This window comes from Aquipseudomonas alcaligenes NBRC 14159 (genome assembly GCF_000467105.1).
Classification (GTDB): Bacteria; Pseudomonadota; Gammaproteobacteria; order Pseudomonadales; family Pseudomonadaceae; genus Aquipseudomonas; species Aquipseudomonas alcaligenes.
Map to the genome: position 1 here is coordinate 16,904 of NZ_BATI01000027.1, position 21,468 is coordinate 38,371.

A 21,468-nucleotide genomic window follows, 5' to 3' on the forward strand; every position below is an offset into this window, starting at 1 on the left:
AGCGGCCTTGGCCGCGATGGGGGCGGCTGCAAAGCATCGCGACCAAGGTCGCTCCCACTGGCTCTCCAATAGGATTTTCCGATGCTCGAACTGATCCTCGGCGGCGCCCGCTCCGGCAAGAGCCGTCTGGCCGAGCGGCTGGCCACGCAGAGCGGCCTGGCCGTGACCTACATCGCCACCAGCCAGGCGCTGGACGGCGAGATGAGCGCGCGCATCCAGCACCACCGCCAGCGCCGTCCGGCCGACTGGGGCCTGGTGGAGGAACCCCTCGAACTGGCTCGCGCCCTGCGCGACAATGCTGCCCCCGGCCGCTGCCTGCTGGTCGACTGCCTGACCCTGTGGCTGACCAACCTGCTGATGCTGGACGACGACACGCGCCTGGCCATGCAGCGTGATGCCTTTCTCGAGGCACTGGCCGAGCTGCCTGGGCGCATCATCCTGGTCAGCAACGAGACCGGCCTGGGCGTGGTGCCGCTGGGCGAACTGACCCGGCGCTATGTCGACGAGGCCGGCTGGCTGCACCAGGCCGTGGCCGAACGGGCCGAGCGGGTGCTGTTCACCGTCGCCGGCCTGCCCATGCTGCTCAAAGGAGAGCCGCTATGACCGTTTCACCCTGGTGGCAGCAGGCCTGCCGCCAGCCCGACGCCGCCGCCGAGGCCGCCGCCCTGGTGCGCCAGGCGCAGTTGACCAAGCCGCGCGGCGCCCTCGGCGCGCTGGAGGCGCTGGCCGTGCGCCTGGCCGCCCTGCAGGGGCGCGAAAAGCCGGCCATCGACCAGCCGCACCTGACGCTGTTTGCCGGCGACCACGGCGTGGTCGCCGAAGGCGTATCGGCCTACCCGCAGGCGGTGACCGCGCAGATGCTCGGCAACTTCGTCGCCGGCGGCGCGGCGATCAGCGTGCTGGCCCGCGAGCAGGGCGTGCCGCTGCGCCTGGTCGACCTCGGCACCATCGATACGTCGCTCGAATTGCCCGGCGTGCGCCACCTGCGCCTGGGCGCCGGCACTGCCAACTTCGCGCTGCAGCCGGCGATGACGGTGGCGCAGTGTGCGGCCGCCCTGCAGGCCGGTCGCGACACCCTGCAGCAGGTGCTGGCCGAGGGCTGCGACCTGTTCCTGGCCGGCGAGATGGGCATCGGCAACACCAGCGCCGCCACGGCCCTGGCCTGTGCCCTGAGCGATCTGCAGCCGGCGCAGCTGACCGGCCCCGGTACCGGCCTGGACGGCGCCGGCGTGGGCCGCAAGCTGGCCGTGATCGAACGCGCCCTGGCCCTGCACCGCGAACACCTTGCGGACCCCGCCGAGGCCCTGCGCCGGGTCGGCGGCTTCGAGCTGGCGGCGCTGGCCGGTGCCTACCTGGCCTGTGCCCAGGCCGGCGTACCAGCGCTGGTCGACGGCTTTATCTGCACGGCCGCCGCGCTGTGCGCCGTGCGCCTGAACCCCGGCGTGCAGCCCTGGCTGCTGTTCGCCCATGCCGGTGCCGAGCCGGGCCACGCCGCGCTGCTGGCCGAGCTGGAGGCCGTCCCGCTGCTCGACCTCGGCCTGCGCCTGGGCGAGGGCAGCGGCGCGGCGCTGGCGCTACCCCTGATCAAACTTGCCTGCGCGCTGCATGGCGGCATGGCTACCTTTTCTGAAGCCCTGGTTGAGGACAAACAATGACGCTTTCCCTGGACATGTTGCGCCACGGCGTAACCGATGGCGGCCCCGGTTTCCGTGGCAGCAGTGACGACGCCCTGACCGAGCAGGGCCGCCAGCAGATGCAGCTGGCCCTGACCGGCAAAGGCGGCTGGGACCTAGTGATCAGCTCGCCACTGCAGCGCTGCGAGAGCTTCGCCCGCGAGTTCGCCGAGGCCAGTGGCCTGCCGCTGCGCATCGAGGCGGACCTGCGCGAGCTGCACTTCGGCGCCTGGGAAGGGCGCAACTCGGCGCAGGTGCTGCTCGAGGACCCGGAGGCGCTCGGCCAGTTCTGGAACGATCCCTATCACTTCACCCCGCCCGAAGCCGAGCCGGTACGTGACTTCGCCGCACGCGTGCTCGGTGCCGTCGAGCGCCTGCAGGCCGAGCTGGACGGCCAGCGCGTGTTGCTGGTGACCCACGGTGGCGTTATGCGCCTGCTGTTGGCGCGCGCGCGCAACCTGCCGGAAAACCAGCTGCTGCAGGTGGAAGTGGGCTACGGCGCACTGCACGGCCTGCAGGTCGAGCCGGGTCTGCAACTGACCGAAGCCTGATGCTGCCAACGCCCGCGCTGATCGCCCTGCAATTCCTCACCCGCCTGCCGGTGCGCCTGCCCGGCATGCCGGAGCCCGAGCAGATCGGCCGCTCGCTGCTCTGGTATCCGCTGGTCGGGGTGCTGCTCGGCGGTCTGCTGCTGGCGCTGCACGGGTTGCTGGGCGAAACGCCGGCGTTGCTCCAGGCGGCCATCCTGCTGGCCGTCTGGGTCGGCTTGTCCGGTGGTCTGCACCTGGACGGCCTGGCCGATACGGCCGATGCCTGGATCGGCGGGCATGGTGATCGCCAGCGCACGCTGGAGATCATGAAGGACCCGCGCAGTGGGCCGATCGCCGTAGTCGTGCTGTTGCTGGTGCTGCTGCTCAAGTTCGCCGCCCTGGTGGTGCTGCTGGGGCAGGGCGCCTGGGCCGGCCTGCTGCTGGCGCCCTCGCTCGGCCGGGCGCTGCTGCCGCTGCTGCTGCTCACTACCCCTTACGTGCGTGCCGGCGGCCTCGGCGCCGCGCTGGCCGCGCATCTGCCGCGCCAGCCACTACCATGGGTGCTGGCCAGCCACGGCCTGGCCATGCTGCTGCTCGGCTGGAGCGGGCTGTTGGCGCTGGGCGCCGCCGCGCTGGCGTTCTGGCTGCTGCGCCGCGCCTTCCTCGCACGTCTCGGCGGCACCACGGGCGATACCGCCGGGGCGCTGCTGGAGCTGGGCGAGTGCGCGGTGCTGCTGGCCTTGGCCCTGCTGGTTTGAACGCTGCGTAGGGCGGGTGAAACCCGCGTGATCCCCGCGGGTTTCACCCGCCCTACGGCCAATTGAGTCGTGTAGCGCGTGCCGCCGGATTCTTGCCCCGGCAGGCGCGGGCAACATCGCTCGGCCGTTTACGCCGTAGGCTAGCTCGCCCTACGTCCTGCTCGCTGTTCCATCTGTTCCGCTGCCTTCCTGCGCAACTGTAACTGCCTGATCGGCAGATGCGGGTATATACCTGTATCCATGTTGCCGACCTCCTGCCTGTGTACCAAGTTGCGCCGCGCCAGCCGCGGAGTGACTCGCCTCTACGACGAAGCCCTGGCCGATGTCGGGCTCAATGCCGCGCAGTTTTCCCTGTTGCGTAACCTGCAACGCCTCGGGCAGCCGAGCATTTCGGCGTTGGCCGAGGCGATGGGCCTGGACCGCAGCACTCTCGGGCGCAATCTGCGGGTGGTGGAGGGGCGAGGCCTGGTGCAGCTCGGTGAGGGGGCCGATCAGCGCAGCCGGCAGGTGGCGCTGAGCGATGCCGGCCGGCAGGTGCTGGAGCAGGGCGCACCACTCTGGGAGCACGCGCAGCAGCAGCTGGCGCTGCGCCTGGGCGCGGACAAGCGGGCAGCGCTGCTGGCGTTGCTGGACGATCTGGAAACCATCGACTGACGGGAAAGCCCCGCGGAGAACGCAGATGAACAATCCTTGGCGCGCGGCGGGCTGGGTCCTGCTTGGCGCATCGCTGATCCTCGCGCTGTCGCTGGGCATCCGCCACGGCTTCGGCCTGTTTCTCTCGCCGATGAGTGGCGAGTATGGCTGGGGGCGTGAAGTCTTCGCTTTCGCCATCGCCCTGCAGAACCTGATCTGGGGCCTTGCGCAGCCGATTACCGGCGCCGTTGCCGACCGCTTCGGCGCGCGCCGGGTGATCATCGGCGGCGGCCTGCTGTATGCCGCCGGCCTGGCGTTGATGGCCGGGGCCGACTCGGCCGGGTCGTTGTCGCTGAGTGCCGGCCTGCTGATCGGCATCGGCCTGTCCGGTACCTCCTTCTCGGTGCTGCTCGGTGTGGTCGGCCGGGCGCTGCCGGCGGAGCAGCGCAGCATCGGCATGGGCATCGCCGCGGCGGCCGGCTCCTTCGGCCAGTTCGCCATGCTGCCCGGCACCCTCGGCCTGATCGGCTGGCTCGGCTGGTCGTCCGCCTTGCTCGCACTGGCCATGCTGGTGGCGCTGATCGTCCCGCTGGCGCTGATGGTGCGTGACAACCCGCAACCGGCGCCGGTCGGCAGCGAGCAGAGCCTGGTCGAGGCGCTGCGCGAGGCGTGCAGCCACTCCGGCTTCTGGTTGCTGGCGCTGGGCTTCTTCGTTTGTGGCTTCCAGGTGGTGTTCATCGGCGTGCACCTGCCCTCGTACCTGGTCGACCAGCATCTGCCGGCCTCGGTGGGCACCACGGTGCTGGCGCTGGTCGGGCTGTTCAACGTGTTCGGCACCTACATCGCCGGCTGGCTTGGCGGCCGGCTGTCCAAGCCGCGCCTGCTCACCGGCCTCTACCTGGCGCGCACGGTGGTGATAGTGGCCTTTGTCTATTCGCCGCTCTCCGAGTGGAGCGCCTATGCCTTCGGCATGGCCATGGGCCTGTTGTGGCTGTCCACGGTACCGCTGACCAATGGCACGGTGGCCACCCTGTTCGGTGTACGCAACCTGTCCATGCTCGGTGGCATCGTCTTCCTGTTCCACCAGATCGGCTCCTTCCTCGGTGGCTGGCTGGGTGGCTACCTGTACGACCACACCGGCAGCTACGAGGTGGTCTGGCAGCTGTCGATTCTCTTCGGCCTGCTGGCGGCGGCGCTCAACTGGCCGGTGCGTGAGCGCCCGGTGGCGCGCCTGCGCGCGGCGCAATCGCTGTGAGCCGCGCGGTCGGCCTGGGCCTGGCCGGGCTGTTCGTGCTGTTGCTGGCGCTGGCCTGTTGGGGCTGGAGTCGCGCCGGCCTGGCCCTGCTGCAGCTGAACATGAGCCTGTGCTGAGCCCGTTGCCGCGGCGGGCGCGGGCGAGTAGCGTTGGCAGACTTGCCACCCAGGAGCATCTCGCCATGTTGTCGCGTACCGTTGCCATTTCACTGCTGTGCCTGCTGTCTGCGCCCGTGTTGGCGGCCGATTGCCCGCCACTGCTGAAGGCGCAGGGCGAGTTGCAGCAATTGCGCTCCAAGGAGCGCATCGACCTGTGCCAGCGTTTCGCCGGCAAGCCGCTGCTGGTGGTCAACACCGCCAGCCGTTGCGGCTTCACGCCGCAGTTCAAGGGCCTGGAGGCGCTCTACCAGCGCTACAAGGGTCAGGGCCTGGAAGTGCTGGGGGTGCCGTCGGATGACTTCCGTCAGGAGGCGGACGATTCCGCGGAGACGGCCAAGGTGTGTTTCATCGACTACGGCGTGACCTTTGCCATGAGCGAGCCGCAGGTGGTCAGCGGTGAGGCGGCGGCGCCGCTGTTCCGCGAGCTGGCTGCGCAGAGCAGTGCGCCGCGCTGGAACTTCTACAAGTACGTGGTAGGGCGTGACGGCAAGGTGATCGCCAGTTTCTCCAGCCTGACCAAGCCGGACGACGCCGCCCTGATCGAGGCCATCGACAAGGCCATCGCCCAGCCGTGAAGTGGCGGGCATGAAAAAGCCGGGCAAGTGCCCGGCTTTTTTGTCGCGACCTGCTGCTGTCAGAAGCGGTAGGTGGCCTGCAGACCCAGGCCGTGGGCGCTGTTGTTGTACTCGGCGCTGAAGCCCGGAGCGATTTCCGCACCGGCCAGTTCCTTGCTGGCCTGGTTGACCTTGGCGCTGCTCTCATGCAGGTAGGAGTAGGCCACGTCGATGGTCAGGTCCGGGTTCGGCGACCAGCCGGCACCCACCGAGAACACCTTGCGGTTGCCCACCGGGATGCGCACGCTGCGGTGCTCGTTCTCGGCCGGCGACGGGTCGATGGCCAGACCGGTACGCAGCACCCACTGCGGATTGAGCTGGTAGGACGCGCCGATGGCGTAGGACCAGGTGTTGTGCCATTTCAGCTCTTCGCTGACCTCGCCGATCGGCTGCATGCCGAGCAGGCTCGGGGTGCCTTCATTCTCGACCACGATTTCCTGCAGGCGGCTCCAGCGGGTGAAGGTGGTGCCGGCGTACAGGGTCCACTGGTCATCGAGCTTGTAGGTGACCGAGGTGTCGATGGTTTCCGGGGTGGTGAAGTCCAGGCTGGCGTCATAGTCGCCATTGAACTGGCTGAAGATCGGGCCGCTGCCATTGGTGATGCGGGTGCGGCCTTCCAGGGTGTAGTCGACCTTGGAGTGGTAGGTCAGGCCCCAGGTCAGGCTGTCGGTCACGTCGACCATCAGGCCGACGTTGAAGCCGTAGGCGACATCGTCGCCCTTGATGCCGACCTTGGTCTCGCCGGTGCCGAAGGCAGCGCTGTTGTCCAGCTTGTTGACCAGCTTGCCCTTGATCTTGTTGATGGTCGGGCCGAAGCCGACGGACACGCGATCATTGATCTGGTAGCTGAGGGTTGGCTGCAGGGTGACCACTTCGACCTTGCTGTACTGGCCCTTGAAGCGGCCGCCAAAGCTCTTCTCGTAGTCGCTGATCAGCGCGTAGGGCACGTACAGGCCTAGGCCCCAGCTGAACTTCTCGTCGATCGGGCTGGCGTAGTAGGCGAAAGGCACCGGAGTCAGCGGCACCATGTCGCCCTTGTGGGTCTCGGCGCTGGCATCGTCGATGTCGACGTTGGCCTTGACCAGGCCGAAGCCACCGACCACTTCCGGGCGTTCCAGCTTGCTCAGGCCTGCCGGGTTGCCGAATAGGATGGAGGCGTCGTTGACGGCCGAAGCGCGGCCGGCAAAGGAGGTGCCCATGCCGCTAACGCTTTGTTCGTTGATGGCAATTCCGTTGCCCAGGCTGTGAGTGGAAACCGCGCCGACGGCCAGCGCGAGAGAGGTCTTCAACCAGAGTTTTTTCATTAGGATGCTCACGAACGGTAAAACGAGGGCGGCAAGCTACGCGTTTTACCAAGCCTTGCCAACCGCTCTGGCGCGGCTTTTTCGTGAACTTTCGTTAATCCAGAAACTGACCAGTTGGTCGTCATTTTCTGGCTCAGGCGGCCTGGTAGGGTTCCCGCACGCAATGCTGCCAGGCCTGCAGGAAATCGCGCAGGCGGCCTTGCGGCTGGAACACCTGGCGCCAGATGCGGGCCATGCCGTGCAGGTCGTCGGGTTCGGGCAGGTTGGGCTGTTCGCGCTCCACCAGGAGCCAGGCGATGGCAGTGGCGTAGCGCAGGTTGACGGTCAGCTCCAGGTGCGGGGCCGCGAGGAAGGCATGCTGGCTGGCCAGGCCGCGTACCAGGCTGGCGAGGTCGGGGTCGCGGGCCAGGTGCTGGTCCCAGAGCTGCTGGTGGCGCAGTTCGCTGATGCGGTAGAGGCCGTGGCCCTGGCGGTCGTCGAGCACGCTGCCAAGCCCCGACTGGCTGGCGGCGGCGCCGAGCAGCAGCGCTTCGGCAGTGGAGGAGTGGCGCCCCAGATAGAGCAGGGTAGGGCGGATGACGTGCTGACGCAGATCGCTGGCGGCAATTCCCATAAGGCCCTCGCGAAGGGTGCCGGCGGGGTCAGGTGCCTGGCAGCTGTTCTTGGTTCTAATAAAGACCCCGCCGGAAGCGGGGTTAGCCGCTCGATTTGAAGTGTAGTGCGATGAAGAGGCTGTAAAGGGCTGTTTTTAAACTGTTTAAGGTTAGTGAACCTGACTGATATGCCAGCTGGCGATTAAAAGCTGTTCCTTTCTCGCGGGAGCCGGCAGCGGGTGCCGGCTCCCGCGGTTTCACGGCGTGTGCTCGATGCTCAGCTTGGTGAAGGTCACCGCGCCGGCTTCGGTGTTGTTGCCGGTGTTGTCCTGCACATAGCTGCCAGCCTTGAAGTACATGGTCTGCGCCGCCCAGGCCGGGTCGAGCTTGGCCGTCCACTTGAGGGTGTCGGTGCTGGGCGTCTTGGCGTACACCGCCAAAGTGCCGCCTTTGCTCAGGGCGATGCTGTAGGAGAAGCTCGCGCCCAGCGCAACATTGCGCAGCACTATGGCCTTGCTGGTGCTGATGCCCGGCTTCAGTCGGTAGATGGCGGCCACGCTGCCGGTGTTGGTCGAGGTGCTGTACTCGTACTGCAGCTTGATGGGCGGGTCGTCACCTTCGACGTTATGGATCTGCCCGATGATGACCTTGCCGCTGGAGGGCACCTGGGTGACTTTCAGGGTGGCGCGCAGGTAGTTGTCGGCAGCCTGGTACTTCCAGTTGCGCAGCTTGCCGTCTGCATGGGTCTCGCGTAGCTCGCTGCGCGGGTACTTGGCGTTGGGGGTGGTGGTGCCGTCGACCGGAGCCCAGAAGAACAGCGCACCGTCGATGTTCTTGAAGTAGTCGTCCTGATAGCCGCCAACGAGCAGCGGCGTGGCGATGGTGGTGGCAGGCTCGCCGACGGGGATGGTCAGGTTCCAGGTGTTGAGATCGATCATGGCGTGTGTGGCTCCGGCAGTGAAACGGGATCATTCGGAGCGCCGCACTATCCCGATGCCTGAAACCGCCTAGCTGCCCTGCCAGTCACTGCACTTCGAAGCTGCCGCGGCGCGCTGTGCGCCGGGCATGGCGGGCTTTATACGGCTGCCGCGGAAGTGGTGAAATTACCTTTCGTCGTTAAATTGGCGTCAAAAAAACACCAATTAATGAAAATGGAATTCCGCTTCCCTATCGTCGCGACTGATGGGCAAGGAAATTTTCTCGGAGTGGAGAGGGCGCGCCGAGTGCCCTTTGCGGGGCGTGCGCCGACGAATGGAAGTGCCGGAATAGAGCGGTTTGTGCGCTGCAGCACGTTTGTGGCGGAAGCACAGAGGGCGCCCGTGGGCGCCCTCTGTGGACTGTCCGCGGATTACCTGCCCGGCATCAGCATCAGGCGCTTGTTGCCATAGACCCGGTCGATGTTGCCGCTCTGGAACGGGAAGCTCATGTAGCCGCCCTTGAGCCAGGCCTCGATGCCATCGGCGTAGTGCCGGCTGGCCGGGTTGCCGGACTGGCCGGAGCTGTTGAGGCCGATCATCGGTTCGGGCAGGCCGAAGTCGACGACGATGCGCATGGCCGGGATCAGCCACACGTCGAAGTCGTTGCCCCATGCGTAGGCAGCCACGTTGAGGGTGCCGTGGTCGCCGCCGGCCGGGTAGGGGCCGCGATCCAGGTAGCTGGAGATCGACTCGATACTGCTGCGCTGGCTGGCGCTGAGGTAGGGCGCCATCTTGCTGGCATTGCTGGTCCAGCGGTACTGGTGCAGCTTGCCCCATTGCCAGGCGCTGCGATTGGCGCCCAGTCCGCCTTCCAGGAAGGTCACGGCGTTGGCCAGGCTGCGCGCCAGGATGGCCGCCTTGTCTTCCTTCTGCGCGGTCTTCACATCGTCCCAGAACGGGCTGTCGTCGCGGCCGAGCAGGTGGTCGGCCTGGGCCGAGTAGCTGTTGTTTGCGGTGTCCACCAGCGCCTGCCAGGCCGGGCTGGTCTGCGGGCCCAGTTCGTCGAGGAAGGTGGCCTTGGCACTCTCCTGCAGGAAGGCGCTGTACAGCGCGGCATCGGCCGAGGTGGCGGCCATGCGCCCGTCGAAGGCCATCAGGCGCTTGTACGCCTCCTCGGCCTTGGTCCGCTCCGGGGCGGGCAAGGCAGCGATGGCCTGCTTCAGCGGCGCGGCCATGCTGGGGGCGTCCAGCATGGCCTGCAGCTTGCCGGCGAAGGGCGTGGTCTGGTCGTACTGCATGGCGATCATGCTTTTCTGGTCGTGCTTGCCGCTCCCGGCCAGCTGCGCGATGCGCTCGGCGCGTTCCGGGTAGAACCAGGAGTTGGACAGCTGCATGCCGTAGCCGCGCGGCACGGTGCGGTGGTTGGCGGTGCCCAGCCAGCCCTGCAGGGGGTCCTGGTCGTAGGGGTGCAGCATGGGGTCGGCATAGCCGTCCCAGTCGTAGGCGCCGTTCCAGCCGGGCGAGGGCACCAGGCCGGTGCCCTGCTTGCGGTTGGGGTAACGGCCGGTGACCTGCCAGCCGATGTGCTGAGCATCGGCTAACACGATGTTCAGCGCCATGGCCCGCACTTCGCGGGTGGCTTCGAAGGCCTGCTCCACAGATTGTGCGCGCGACAGATCGAAGAAGGCGTCGATCGAGCGATCCGCCTCGGCCTGGATGTTGCGCAGGGCCAGACCGTAGCCGCTGCGCAGCGGCAGCGGTTGCAACGGCGACTTGCGCTCGCCGAGGGCGGAGTTGAGCAGCGGGCCGTGGCGGGTTTCCCAGATGGTTTCGCGGATCGGCCGCTGGCCCTTGATGAAGAAGGTTTCCTGGCGCTCGCGGGCTGGCTGCCATTTGCCGTCGGCCATGTAGTAGAGGCGGCCGCCCTCGCGTTTGACCTTCTCCAGGAACAGGTCCTGGTTGTCGCCCATAACCATGGTCATGCCCCAGGCCAGCTTGCCGTTGAAGCCGGCGACCACTGCCGGCACGCCGGCGATGGAGACGCCGGCGGCCTGGAATTTCGGCGAGCGGATGTGCACGAAGTTCCACACCGAGGGCATGGACAGCGGCAGGTGGGTGTCGTTGGCCAGCAGGCTCCTGCCGCTGCGGCTGTTCTGCGGGGCGATGGCCCAGTTGTTGGAGGCGGCGACGCCGAGCATGTTCAGCGCAGCTACCTGGCCAGCGGCGTCGTTCACCGCGGCCAGCCCCGGAATCTGCCCGCCCAGGCTCAGGCCGCGCAGCTTCTCGGCTTCCTCGAAGGGCAGCGGCTCATCTGGGTAGCTCGGCAGCAGCCAGGCCAGCTTGTCCGCACCGACCTTGTCGGCCAGCTTGAGGGCGGCGATTTCTTCCTGCAGGTTGACCGACAGGCCGAAGTTGAGCAGGCAGAACAGCAGCACCGAGTCTTCTGGTTTCCAGTAGGCGGGGCGGTAGCCGCTCTCGGCCAGGTCCATCGGCAGCCTGTCCTGGTAGCGGAACAGGTAGGCATTGACGCCGCGGGCGTAGACCTCGAAGAACTTCTTGATGCGCGGTGAGGCGTTCTTGTATAGCACCTCGGCTTCGGCCTTGAGGTTGACCGTACGCATGAAGCGGTCGATTTCCAGCATGCCGGGGCCGTTCATCTCGGCCAGACGGCCTTCGGCCAGCAGGCGCATGCCAACCATCTGGCTGAGGCGGTCGGCGGCGTGTACGTAGCCCAGGGTGAACAGGGCGTCGTGGAAGGTGGTAGTTTCGATCAGCGGCATGCCCAGCGGGTTGCGCCTGACCACCACGCTCTGCGCCAGGCCCTGGACGCGAACGATGCCCTGGTCCGGGTGAACGCTGTTGGCGTAGCGACTGTTGAGGAAGGACTGGCAGCCGCCCAGCAGCAGGGTACTGCCCAGGGTGGCGAGAATGGTCAGACGGAGAAAGCGCGAACCCATGACTGGCTCCTGGCGCAGGGAGACGGATGATGGGTGCGGATTGTAGAGGGCGAATGCGCCGGGGAGTAGGGGGCCCGGCAGGGGCCTGGCCCTGCCGGTGAGGCGTTCAGGTCAGGCGCCGTGGCACTTCTTGAACTTCTTCTGGCTACCACAGGGGCAGGGATCGTTGCGCCCGACTTCCTTCAGCGGGTTGCGCACCGGTTCCTGGTGGTGATGGTTGCAGTGCGGGCCGTGCACGTGACCGTCATCGTGGTGATGATCGTGGTCGTGGTTGCAGTCGGGGCCGTGGACGTGGGGTTGCTGAGTCATGACGCTCACTCCGGGATGTAATCGCCGGGGATTATCTCGCCATTGCGCTGCAGATGCACGCTGCGGCCGAACAGCAGGCCGGTCTTCACTTCGCCGCGCAAGCGGTAGCGGATCGGTGCTTCGGGCTCTTCCAGGGCTTCGACCACGCCCTTCAGATGACGCCAGAGGTTGGTGCGCACCGGCACTTCTAATTCCGCGTGGCCGTGGGCAGGGACGGTGACCCACTGACTGGATTCGCCCTCGGCCAGCGGTGTGTCGTTCAGCTGGATGGCATAGGCCAGGCGGCGGATCGGAAGTTCGGAGGCGTTGGGATTGTCGACGCGAAAGCGCAGCGAGAACCGCTGCTCGAGCAGTTTGGCCTTGATCACATCGACCTTGACGAGGCGGACCTCCGGATTCTGGAAGTCGTTGCCGAACCAGCTGGCGCACCCGGAGAGACCGAGGTGCAGCGCCAGGATGGTCGCCAGGCCGATGGCGCGTGCGAGTGCCTTCAGAAACATTGCATGACCCCAATCGACGGCCCAGTGTAACAAGCAGCTGCTTGGTGGCCACCAGCTGTTTACGGAAAAAATCTGCGCCATACTGGGGGCCGAATTGGACAGGAGTGTGACCATGAGCCTCTACGAGATCGCCTTCGCCGGGCAGGTGGTGCCGGGCGCGCCGCTGGAGCAGGTGAAGGCGAACCTGGCGCGGCTGTTCCAGGCTGATGAGCAGCGTATCGCGCTGCTGTTTTCCGGGCGTCGCGTCGTGATCAAGAGCGGCCTGGATGCCGCCGGTGCCGAGAAATACCGTGCGACCATGGAGCGGGCCGGCGCCTTGGCCATCGTCCAGGCGCTGCAGGTGGAGGAGGTAGAGATGGCGCCGCCGCCTGCTCCTGCCCCCGCTCCAGCGGCGCCGGCCGCCGCGCCAGCGCGCAGCGGCGGTTCGGCGCGGGTGATCCCGCGTGACGAGTACATGGCCGCGTTCAGCGATGTGGAAGCGCCGGACTTCGGCATCGCGCCCGTGGGCGCCGATCTGCAGGATGCCAAGGCCGAAGCGCAGGCGCCGGCAGTCGATCTGTCGCAGTTCAGCCTGGCGCCGGTGGGCAGCGATATGGGTCAGGCCAAGGCGGCTCCGCCCGCGCCGCCACCGGACACCTCGCACCTCAAGCTGCAGGAATAAAGAACGAGGCCCGCATCTGCGGGCCTCGTCTTGTCTGGCGTCAGCTCTTGCTGCTGGTGCACTTGGCCTGAGCCTGGGGTGGCGTCAGGTTGCGGATCGAGGTGTAGAACAGTTCGCAGGTCTGCACCTTGTCCGTCACCTGCCATTTCTGCGTGCAGGCGTCCAGCGCCTGTTGCGGGTCGGTGCCAGGGTTCTGGCCCATGCCGGCCTGCCAGCAGGCGGCGCTGATGTCCTGACCCATGACCTTGAGGCCGGCGGCGTCGGCCTTCGCCTGGTCGCCGCCATAGTTCTGCGGGTCGGCCGCGTACCAGATGTAGCTTGGGTGGTTGGCGCCCAGCACCGCCACGTTCTGACCCGGCGCCGGGCTGATCGTGTCCAGGCCCAGCACGCCGATATTGGCGTCATAGGTCTTGTTGACCCAGGTGCGCACCGGGCCGCCGAAGGCGACCATCGGCAGCGCCGTGCCAGCGCCTGCGGTGAGCTGGGCAACCATGGTCTTCTGGTAGTCGGTGAAGTAGTCGTAGACGCCTTCCAGGTCGCCGCCGGCGCTGGCCGGCGCGGCGATCGGGGCGATGTCGATGATGGTCTGGTAGGCCGGAGTCTGCGCCGCCGCCACGCCGTTCTCGCTGAGCAGCGCGGCCCAGCGGTCAGTGGTCTTGGACTCCAGGTAGTCCTGGGCCTGGGTCAGCGAGTAGTCCGGCGGGAAGTGCAGCAGTTCGACGCTCTTGCGGTTGTCCAGGGCCATGCCCAAGGGTAGGAAGAAGTACCAGCTGTACTACCACTTGCCGTCGCCATTGAGCTTGCTGGCGCCGTCGAAGGCCAGATCGCCGGCGTTCAGCAGGCTGGTCAGCGGCGCGCCGTAGTCATTCGGCACGCCACTGAAGCTGGCGCTGAGGCTGTCGCCGTCGCGGCTGACCTTGACCGTCGCGTCGGGGTAACCGTCGCGCTGCAGGCTCTGGCCGAGGTAATGCTCGGCGGTCTGTTCCAGGGTCCAGTCGCGATAACAGATCACGCTGCAGTTGTTGGGGTAGGCGAACAGGCGGGCGACCCGCTCGCTGCTGCCCAGTTCGACTCGGACTTCAGCGGCCTGGACGGTGCTGACCCATAGCAGGGCGGCCAGGGCGGCCGCCGTTCCACTGTACTTGTGCATCTGCTTCTCCTTGTTGAATCCGGCCCCCGCCGGGTTCTGGTCAACAAATGAAGCAGAGATTTCCTAGCTCAGGTAGCCGGCGCAGCACTTCTTGAACTTCTGCCCGCTGCCGCAGGGGCAGGGATCGTTGCGCCCGGCCTTGAGCGGCACGGTCGGGTCGATGAAGTACCAGCGCCCGGCCTGCTGGACGAAGGCCGAGCGTTCGCGATGGCGGTGCTCGCCGTCGCCGTCGTGCCAGCGCGCGGTGAATGTGACGAAGGCGTGTGTGTTGAGCAGCTCGCTGCCTTCCACCTCCAGGCCCAGCCAGGTACTGCCGAGGCTCCAGGCGCGCATGCTGTCGCGGTCCAGCGCTGTCTGCTGGGCGGGCAGGGTGGTTGCCACCAGGTAGTCGATCAGGCCCAGCGTGTAAGCGCTGTAGCGCGAGCGCATCAGCCGCTCGGCACTGGGGGCCGGCTGGCCCTGATGCCATTTGCCGCAGCAGTCGTCCAGAGCGATGCCGCTGCCACAGGGACAGGTGTGGCTCATCGCGTCACCACCAGTACTTGCCGAAGTTTTCCGGGTTGGCCCAGAACTTGGCGTTGAGCCAGTCGGGCACCTGCTTGTATTCGCGCAGATCATAGGTGAACAGGCTCAGGGTCTGTTCGTCGCGCTGAAAGCGCTCGCTGGCCTGCAGGGCCAGGGCGTACAGGTCGGTTTCCTGCCAGTCGCAGGCATCCAGGTCGACCAGCACGGCCAGGCGGCTGGCGTTGAGGTTGCGAATGCCTCCCAGCAGTTCCAGGGCCGTGCGCTTGGGCAGGTGCTCCAGGCAGTCCACCACCACGGCCAGGTCGTAACGCCGGGCTGCCAGCTCCGCCGGCAAAGGGCCGGCGGGGGCATGCGCCAGCTGGGTGGTCGGGTGGGCTTCCTGGTAGGCGCTCAGTGCCGGCAACTGGCTGGCACCGACCAGCAGCAGGTGCTGCGGGGCGTAGTTCTCGAGCAGCGCGGCCAGGGCCTGCTGCGGCGTGCGAGTGGAAATGGCGAAGGTCATAAGCGGTAAATCCCGAAGACGAATGCCAAGACTATCGCGCTCCACTGATTTGGCCTATGGACCTTGGTATGGAAAGTGCCTATAACTGGCGGATAGTAAGGAAGCGATCTTTACTTCTTTGCTATCGGTTTCACGCCGATTTCCCCAACAGGAGACCTAAGAAGATGAGTATCACAAGGAAAGCTGTACCCCTGATTCTGGCGAGCGGCCTGCTGACCGGCTGTGCTGGGATTCAGAAAACCGATTGGCCGACTTGCGCCGCTGTCGGTGGCGTCACTGGCGCCGCGCTGGGCGCGATCGAAAGCTCCGAGTGGGCTGGCGGCGGTGCCCTGGTAGGCGCCGGCATGGCGGCTGCCTACTGCTGGGTTCATGGTGCTGAAGAGCAGGTTGCCGTGGTCGAAGAGACCGTGGTTGAAGAAGTTGTCGCTGAGCCTGCCGAGCCGGTTCGTGTCGAGCTGGATGTCAAATTCGACTTCGACAAGACTGCCGTCAAGCCGGAAAGCCAGGCTGATATCAAGGCCCTGGCCGACTTCATGAGCCAGTACCCGGCCACCACCACCGTGGTTGAAGGTCACACTGACTCCGTCGGTACCGACGCCTACAACCAGGGCCTGTCCGAGCGCCGTGCCAACGCTGTGCGCGACGTACTGGTCAACCAGTATGGCGTAGGCGGCGACCGCGTCAGCTCGGTAGGTTACGGTGAAACCCGCCCGGTGGCTGACAACGCCACCAGCGAAGGCCGCGCGATCAACCGTCGCGTTGAAGCCGAGGTCGAAGCTCGCCCCTAAGTAGGCTTCTCCCGGCAAGGCGGCTGCTGCTTCTTGCGCAGTCGTCCGCCGGGACTGGCTTGTACACTTTGGGGGACGGGTCTTTACTCCTGTGTTACCGGTAATCGAACCGGTGACACAGGAGATCACCCGCCATGAGAACAAGACTCTCAAGGGCTGCATTACCCCTTCTCTTGGTCAGCAGTGTTCTTTCTGGTTGCGTCACGACTTCCAGTACGGGAGATGCGCCGCTCAACCAAGGGAACTGGCCTATCTGTACGGCGATTGGTGGCCTGGCCGGAGGCGGTCTTGGCGCAATCGAAAGTTCTGCTTGGGCAGCTGGAGGCGCGGTGGCCGGTGCGGTCGTCGGGACTCTGATCTGTTATGCCCAGGATGGCGATCAGGATGGCGACGGTGTGTTCGATCGCCGTGATCGTTGCCCGGATACCCCGCCCAATACCCCGGTGCGCCACAATGGCTGCCCGCTGCCCACCTACCCGGATCAAGCCCCCGAACCTGCTGTCGAGGCAGCCGAGCCGGTGCGTGTCGAGTTGGACGTCAAGTTCGATTACGACAAGTCGGTGGTCAAGGAAGAAAGCAAGGCCGACATCAAGGCCGTGGCTGACTTCATGAGCCAGTATCCGCAGACCACCACCACGGTGGAGGGCCATACCGACTCCAACGGCTCCGATGCCTACAACCAGGGTCTTTCCGAACGGCGTGCCAATGCCGTGCGTGACGTGCTGGTCAATCAGTACGGCGTCGCGGGGGATCGTGTGTCGTCGGTAGGCTACGGCGAGTCGCGTCCGGTGGCGGATAACAACACCGATGAAGGTCGTGCCGTCAACCGCCGGGTCGAGGCATCGGTCGAGGCGCAGCCCGCACCGTAGCGTGGCGATCTACTCCCGTGTCACCCGCAGGTGGCATGGGAGGCGATTGCGCGCATCAGAAGGTTGGGCGTGCGGCCGCGATGGCCACCAGTGCCAGACCGACCAGCAGGTTGCTGCCGACCAGGCGGCGGATGCGTCCCAGTGCCTCGCCACCGGCCGGCCAGTCCTGCGCCTCGACGGCACGGCGCAGCTGCGGCAACTGCAGCAGGCGTACGCGCAGGAACAGCGCGAGCATCACCAGATACAGGCCCATCATCACCTGTACGTAGCGCGGTGCGACTTCGAAGCCGGCGAAGCGCATGTGCAGCATGCCCATGCCGGATACCGGCAGCGTCAGCACGGCGATCCATATCCACAGGAAGAAGCGCTGGAACACCTCCAGCCACAGGCTCAGGCGCTCCGGTGCCTGCAGTTTGGCCACGGCGGCCGGGCGCAGGATCATCCAGGCGAAGAACATGCCGCCGACCCAGACCAGGGCGGCCAGCACATGCACGGCATACAGGGCGGAAAAGACAGTCATCGGCAGACTCCGGTTAACGATGGCGCGCGAGCATAACCTATCGGTAAACTACTGAAAATTTATCCAGCCTTTGCGCGCCCATGCTCAGTTCCGAACTCAAGTCCCAGATCCAGGGCGCCTACAGCCGTTTCCTCGAAGCCAAGGGTCTCAAGGCCCGCTATGGCCAGCGCCTGATGATTGCCGAAGTGGCCAAGGTGCTCGGCGCGATCAAGACCAACGACGAAGGCCAGCGCGACGGCGAGCCCGCCGTGGTGGCCGTGGAGGCGGGCACCGGTACCGGCAAGACGGTGGCCTACAGCCTGGCCGCCATCCCCTCCGCCAAGGCCGCCGGCAAGCGCCTGGTGATCGCTACCGCGACCGTGGCGCTGCAGGAGCAGATCGTCCACAAGGACCTGCCGGACCTGATGCGCAACGCCGGGCTGCAGTTCAGCTTCGCCCTGGCCAAGGGCCGTGGCCGCTACCTGTGCCTATCCAAGCTGGACATGCTGCTGCAGGAAGGCCAGGCACAGAGCGCCACCGCGCAGATGTTCGAGGAGGAAGGCTTCCGCATCGACGTCGACGAGCACAGCCAGAAGCTCTACAGCAAGATGATCGAGAAACTCGCCGGCAACCGCTGGGACGGCGACCGCGACAGCTGGCCCGAGGAGCTGGAAGACCAGGTCTGGAGCACCCTGACCACCGACCACAGCCAGTGCACCAACCGCCACTGCCCGAATTTCCAGCAGTGCGCCTTCTACAAGGCGCGCGAGGGCATGACCAAGGTCGACGTCATCGTCACCAACCACGACATGGTCCTGGCCGACCTGGCCCTGGGCGGCGGCGCCGTGCTGCCGGACCCGCGCGAGACCATCTACGTGTTCGACGAGGGCCATCACCTGCCGGACAAGGCCATCGGCCACTTCGCCCACTTCACCCGCCTGCGCAGCACCGCCGACTGGCTTGGCCAGGTGGAGAAGAACCTGACCAAGCTGCTGGCCCAGCATCCGCTGCCCGGCGATCTCGGCCGCCTGATCGAGCAGGTGCCCGAGCAGGCGCGTGAGCTGCGTACCCAGCAGCAGTTCATGTTCAGTGCCTGCGAGCAACTGGCCGATTTCCGCGCCGGCGAGGACATGGAGGGCCGCGAGCGGCCGCGTCACCGTTTCGAGGGCGGCCTGGTGCCGGAGCATCTGCGCGAGCTAGGCATCGAGCTGAAGAAAGGCTTCGCCAAGCTCACCGACGTCTTCACCCGCCTCACCGAGCTGCTCAAGCAGGCGATGGACGATGAGGGCAGCAGTATTGGCCTCGCCAGTCACCAGGCGGAGGAGTGGTACCCGCTGTTCGGCAGCCTGCTGTCCCGCGCCCAGGGCAACTGGGAGCTGTGGACCGCCTTTACCGTCGAGGACCCGGAAGACAGCCCGCCGATGGCGCGCTGGCTGACCCTGGCCGAGAGCGGCGCGGCCTTCGATATCGAGGTCAACGCCAGCCCGATCCTGGCCGCCGAGACCCTGCGCCGCAATCTTTGGAACGTTGCCTACGGCGCCCTGGTGACCTCGGCCACCCTGACCGCGCTGGGTACCTTCGACCGCTTCCGCATGCGTTCCGGCCTGCCCAAGGCCGCCGTGACCGCCGTGGTGCCGAGTCCGTTCCACCATGCCGACGCCGGCGTGCTGCGGGTGCCGGACCTCAAGGCCGACCCGCGTGATGCCGCCGCGCACACCGCCGCCATCATTCGCGACCTGCCGGAGCTGGTGAAGGGCGCACGCGGCACCCTGGTGCTGTACTCCTCGCGCAAGCAGATGCAGGACGTGTTCGACGGCCTCGACCGCGACTGGCGCAAGCGGGTGCTGATCCAGGGCAACCTGTCCAAGCAGGAGACCCTGAACAAGCACAAGGCGCGGGTCGACGACGGCGAGGAGAGCGTGCTGTTCGGCCTGGCCAGCTTCGCCGAGGGCGTCGACCTGCCGGGCGCCTACTGCGAGCACGTGGTGATCGCCAAGATTCCCTTCGCCGTGCCGGATGATCCGGTGGAGGCGGCACTGGCCGAGTGGATCGAAGCGCGCGGCGGCAATCCGTTCATGGAAATCGCCGTGCCCGATGCCTCGCTGCGCCTGATCCAGGCCTGCGGTCGCTTGCTGCGTACGGAGGCCGACCGCGGCACCATCACGCTGCTGGACCGCCGCGTGGTGACCCAGCGTTACGGCAAGGCCATCCTCAACGCCCTGCCGCCGTTCCGTCGCGAAATCGCCTGACCTCATTCATCTGCCAGGGAGTTGGCCCATGCACACCATCCTCATCACCGGCTGTTCCACCGGCATCGGCCATGCCGCTGCGCTGGCCTGCCGCGCTGCCGGCTGGCGCGTGTTCGCCAGTGCGCGCAAGGCGGCGGATGTCGAGCGTCTGCAGGCCGAAGGCTTCGAGGCGGTACGCCTGGATCTGGACGACTCCGCCAGTATCGCCGAGGCCTTGGCCTGGGTGCTGGAGCAGAGCGGCGGTGGCCTGGATGCGCTGTTCAACAATGCCGGCTACGGCCAGCCCGGCGCCATCGAGGACCTGCCGCGGATGGCCTGGCGCGAACAGTTCGAGAGCAACCTGTTCGGCCCCATCGAGCTGACCGCCGCAGTGCTGCCGGTCATGCGTCGCCAGGGCCACGGCCGCATCCTGTTCAACAGTTCGGTGCTCGGCTATGCGGCGCTGCCGCTGCGTGGCGCCTACAACGCCTCCAAGTTCGCCATGGAAGGAATGGTCGACACCCTGCGCCTGGAGCTGGCGGGCAGCGGCATCGAGGCGGTGCTGATCGAGCCGGGGCCGATCATCGCGCGCTTTCGCGCCAACAGCCTGCTGGCCCTGCGCAAGCACGTGGATACCAGTCGCGGCGCCCACGCCGCCAGCTATGCGCTGATGGAGGAGCGCCTGGCCAAGGAGGGTGCCGCGGTGAAATACACGCTGCCGGCCGAGGCCGTGGCCGAGGCGGTGCTGCAGGCGCTGGACAGCCGCGTGCCGCGCACCCGCTACCCGGTGACGGTGCCGGCCAAACTATTCCGCGTGCTCAACCGTCTGTTGCCGGACCGCCTGCTCGACCGGATCAAGGGCGGCACCGTCTAGACGAAGGCTCGATGCCGGCGGCGCGTCGATCCGGGCCGCCGGTGGTCGCGGGCGTGCGCTGGCGCAAATCGGTGCTCAGGGTGGCCTGCTAAGCTAGCGCCATCGCTCATGGATGAACCGAGGGGCAAGGATGAACCTGCATGATCTGGCCGCACGCACGGCCCTGGTACTGGAAACCAACAACCTGCGCGGTGGCGCCGACCTGGCCAAGGTGGCCGGCAGCCTTGCGCGTCTGTTCGAGCACCTCAAGGGCCAGAGCCTGGCGCTGAGCCGCCTGGCCCAGGTGGTGGTGACCCATGATGGCCTGCCCGAGGTGGTCTGCGACGAATTGCGGCGCAGCTCCGGCCTGGCGCTGCAGTTCGTCCTGATCGACGCCAGCACCGGCTACTACGCGGCGAAGAACCTCGGCTTCGCGGCCCTGGATGCGGCGCGTTGCGATCATGTGGTATTCGCCGACGCCGACTGCATTCCCGCTGCCGACTGGCTCGAGCAGTTGCTGTTGCCGTTGTGCGCCGAGCAGCCGCCGGCCGTGGTGGCCGGGCGGACCAGCTACAGCAGCAGCCTCGCCGGCACGGCGCTGACCACCATCGACTTCATGTATTTCCCCAGCCCGCTGCAGGCCGGTGCCACCCGTAACTTCTACGCCAACAATGTGGTGTTCCGCCGCGAGGTGTTCGCCGAGCATGCCTACCAGGCGCTGGACGGTGTCTATCGCGCCCACTGCCAGGTTCTTGGCCTGCGCCTGCAGGCCGCCGGCATTGCGCTGCACTACGCCGCCGCCGCGCACACCGAGCACCGCCTGCCGGACAGCCGCGCTGAGGCCGTCAAGCTGCGCTGGATGCGCGGCCAGGACTCGGTCGGCCTGACGCCCTACCTGGTGCAGGCCTACCTGCCGGCCCGGCTGCACTGGTTCGCGCGCAGTGGCCCGCTGGCACCGCTGTGCATCCTGTTTGCCCGCCTGGGTTACAGCCTGCGCGCGCTCAACCAGCAGGACCTGCCGCCCGTGCGCGGCCTGCGCCGGTTCGGCGCCATGGGCCTGATTGCCGCCTTCTCCGCCATTGATATGTGCGGCGCCCTGGCCCGTGGCCTGGGGATCAATACGCTGGGCAAGGCCGAGGCCGATGCCCAGGCGCTGTCCTACCACAAGCCCGCTACTCACTGAGGAACGACC

General features: G+C 66.9%; 22 protein-coding genes and 1 pseudogene. 13 read left to right on the plus strand and 10 right to left on the minus strand.

What is annotated here, in order from left to right; genetic code table 11:
- The first annotated feature begins 81 nt into the window (after positions 1 to 81).
- The 7 genes from cobU to PA6_RS14405 all read left to right on the plus strand — a co-directional run bounded on the left by cobU (position 82) and on the right by PA6_RS14405 (position 5,582).
- A complete protein-coding gene (cobU, locus tag PA6_RS14375; protein ID WP_021701662.1) occupies positions 82 to 603 on the plus strand; it encodes a bifunctional adenosylcobinamide kinase/adenosylcobinamide-phosphate guanylyltransferase in 522 nt (173 codons plus the stop codon).
- Positions 600 to 1,655, plus strand: a complete 1,056-nt coding sequence (gene cobT, locus PA6_RS14380; protein ID WP_021701663.1) for a nicotinate-nucleotide--dimethylbenzimidazole phosphoribosyltransferase — start codon at positions 600 to 602, stop codon at positions 1,653 to 1,655. The genes cobU and cobT overlap by 4 nt, the downstream gene beginning before the upstream one ends.
- The gene (cobC, locus tag PA6_RS14385; protein ID WP_021701664.1) at positions 1,652 to 2,224 is read left to right on the plus strand and encodes an alpha-ribazole phosphatase family protein; all 573 of its coding nucleotides are present in this window, start codon (positions 1,652 to 1,654) and stop codon (positions 2,222 to 2,224) included. The genes cobT and cobC overlap by 4 nt, the downstream gene beginning before the upstream one ends.
- Positions 2,224 to 2,961 (plus strand): adenosylcobinamide-GDP ribazoletransferase, encoded by a 738-nt coding sequence (locus tag PA6_RS14390; RefSeq protein ID WP_021701665.1) that lies wholly within the window; start codon positions 2,224 to 2,226, stop codon positions 2,959 to 2,961. The genes cobC and PA6_RS14390 overlap by 1 nt, the downstream gene beginning before the upstream one ends.
- A gap of 240 nt (positions 2,962 to 3,201) precedes the next feature.
- A complete protein-coding gene (locus tag PA6_RS14395) occupies positions 3,202 to 3,615 on the plus strand; it encodes a MarR family winged helix-turn-helix transcriptional regulator (RefSeq protein WP_021701666.1) in 414 nt (137 codons plus the stop codon).
- A 25-nt stretch (positions 3,616 to 3,640) separates the two neighbouring features.
- The gene (locus PA6_RS14400) at positions 3,641 to 4,849 is read left to right on the plus strand and encodes an MFS transporter (protein ID WP_021701667.1); all 1,209 of its coding nucleotides are present in this window, start codon (positions 3,641 to 3,643) and stop codon (positions 4,847 to 4,849) included.
- A gap of 181 nt (positions 4,850 to 5,030) precedes the next feature.
- Positions 5,031 to 5,582 carry a glutathione peroxidase gene (locus PA6_RS14405; RefSeq protein ID WP_021701668.1) on the plus strand — a complete coding sequence of 184 codons (552 nt, stop codon included), beginning with the start codon at positions 5,031 to 5,033 and terminating at the stop codon, positions 5,580 to 5,582.
- 59 nt (positions 5,583 to 5,641) lie between these two features.
- Here the strand turns inward: PA6_RS14405 and PA6_RS14410 are convergent, their stop codons facing one another.
- The 6 genes from PA6_RS14410 to PA6_RS14435 all read right to left on the minus strand — a co-directional run bounded on the left by PA6_RS14410 (position 5,642) and on the right by PA6_RS14435 (position 12,201).
- The gene (locus PA6_RS14410; protein ID WP_021701669.1) at positions 5,642 to 6,925 is read right to left on the minus strand and encodes an outer membrane protein transport protein; all 1,284 of its coding nucleotides are present in this window, start codon (positions 6,923 to 6,925) and stop codon (positions 5,642 to 5,644) included.
- A gap of 133 nt (positions 6,926 to 7,058) precedes the next feature.
- Positions 7,059 to 7,538, minus strand: a complete 480-nt coding sequence (locus tag PA6_RS14415) for a hypothetical protein (RefSeq protein ID WP_021701670.1) — start codon at positions 7,536 to 7,538, stop codon at positions 7,059 to 7,061.
- Between the two features lie 237 nt (positions 7,539 to 7,775).
- Positions 7,776 to 8,456: a polysaccharide lyase family 7 protein gene (locus PA6_RS14420; RefSeq protein WP_021701671.1), complete on the minus strand. Its 681-nt coding sequence runs from the start codon at positions 8,454 to 8,456 to the stop codon at positions 7,776 to 7,778.
- Between the two features lie 410 nt (positions 8,457 to 8,866).
- Complete coding sequence (locus PA6_RS14425; protein ID WP_021701672.1) at positions 8,867 to 11,392, minus strand: penicillin acylase family protein; 2,526 nt, start codon at positions 11,390 to 11,392, stop codon at positions 8,867 to 8,869.
- Positions 11,393 to 11,503: 111 nt separating this feature from the next.
- Complete coding sequence (locus PA6_RS14430) at positions 11,504 to 11,701, minus strand: SEC-C metal-binding domain-containing protein (RefSeq protein ID WP_021701673.1); 198 nt, start codon at positions 11,699 to 11,701, stop codon at positions 11,504 to 11,506.
- A 5-nt stretch (positions 11,702 to 11,706) separates the two neighbouring features.
- Positions 11,707 to 12,201, minus strand: coding sequence for an LEA type 2 family protein (locus PA6_RS14435; RefSeq protein ID WP_021701674.1), 495 nt, complete (start codon positions 12,199 to 12,201; stop codon positions 11,707 to 11,709).
- Positions 12,202 to 12,313: 112 nt separating this feature from the next.
- Here PA6_RS14435 and PA6_RS14440 point away from each other — a divergent pair, with 112 nt between their 5' ends.
- Positions 12,314 to 12,862 carry a hypothetical protein gene (locus PA6_RS14440; RefSeq protein ID WP_021701675.1) on the plus strand — a complete coding sequence of 183 codons (549 nt, stop codon included), beginning with the start codon at positions 12,314 to 12,316 and terminating at the stop codon, positions 12,860 to 12,862.
- 40 nt (positions 12,863 to 12,902) lie between these two features.
- Here PA6_RS14440 and PA6_RS14445 read toward each other — a convergent pair.
- The 3 genes and pseudogenes from PA6_RS14445 to PA6_RS14455 all read right to left on the minus strand — a co-directional run bounded on the left by PA6_RS14445 (position 12,903) and on the right by PA6_RS14455 (position 15,039).
- Positions 12,903 to 14,012, minus strand: a pseudogene (locus tag PA6_RS14445) (hypothetical protein).
- 63 nt (positions 14,013 to 14,075) lie between these two features.
- A complete protein-coding gene (locus PA6_RS14450; RefSeq protein ID WP_021701678.1) occupies positions 14,076 to 14,537 on the minus strand; it encodes a YchJ family protein in 462 nt (153 codons plus the stop codon).
- Between the two features lie 4 nt (positions 14,538 to 14,541).
- Positions 14,542 to 15,039, minus strand: coding sequence for a DUF6231 family protein (locus PA6_RS14455; RefSeq protein WP_021701679.1), 498 nt, complete (start codon positions 15,037 to 15,039; stop codon positions 14,542 to 14,544).
- Between the two features lie 164 nt (positions 15,040 to 15,203).
- Here PA6_RS14455 and PA6_RS24805 point away from each other — a divergent pair, with 164 nt between their 5' ends.
- Together PA6_RS24805 and PA6_RS14465 are read left to right on the plus strand one after the other, a co-directional pair.
- Positions 15,204 to 15,827 (plus strand): OmpA family protein, encoded by a 624-nt coding sequence (locus tag PA6_RS24805; RefSeq protein WP_021701680.1) that lies wholly within the window; start codon positions 15,204 to 15,206, stop codon positions 15,825 to 15,827.
- Positions 15,828 to 15,961: 134 nt separating this feature from the next.
- Positions 15,962 to 16,696: an OmpA family protein gene (locus PA6_RS14465; protein WP_081693991.1), complete on the plus strand. Its 735-nt coding sequence runs from the start codon at positions 15,962 to 15,964 to the stop codon at positions 16,694 to 16,696.
- A gap of 55 nt (positions 16,697 to 16,751) precedes the next feature.
- Here the strand turns inward: PA6_RS14465 and PA6_RS14470 are convergent, their stop codons facing one another.
- Positions 16,752 to 17,216, minus strand: coding sequence for a CopD family protein (locus tag PA6_RS14470; RefSeq protein ID WP_021701682.1), 465 nt, complete (start codon positions 17,214 to 17,216; stop codon positions 16,752 to 16,754).
- 80 nt (positions 17,217 to 17,296) lie between these two features.
- On the opposite strand from PA6_RS14470, the gene dinG reads away from it, so the two are divergent.
- The 3 genes from dinG to PA6_RS14485 all read left to right on the plus strand — a co-directional run bounded on the left by dinG (position 17,297) and on the right by PA6_RS14485 (position 21,459).
- Positions 17,297 to 19,444, plus strand: coding sequence for an ATP-dependent DNA helicase DinG (gene dinG, locus PA6_RS14475; protein WP_021701683.1), 2,148 nt, complete (start codon positions 17,297 to 17,299; stop codon positions 19,442 to 19,444).
- A 28-nt stretch (positions 19,445 to 19,472) separates the two neighbouring features.
- Entirely contained in the window at positions 19,473 to 20,297 is an 825-nt protein-coding gene (locus tag PA6_RS14480; RefSeq protein WP_021701684.1) for an SDR family NAD(P)-dependent oxidoreductase, read from the plus strand.
- Positions 20,298 to 20,427: 130 nt separating this feature from the next.
- Complete coding sequence (locus tag PA6_RS14485; RefSeq protein ID WP_021701685.1) at positions 20,428 to 21,459, plus strand: glycosyltransferase; 1,032 nt, start codon at positions 20,428 to 20,430, stop codon at positions 21,457 to 21,459.
- The last annotated feature ends 9 nt before the right edge of the window (positions 21,460 to 21,468 follow it).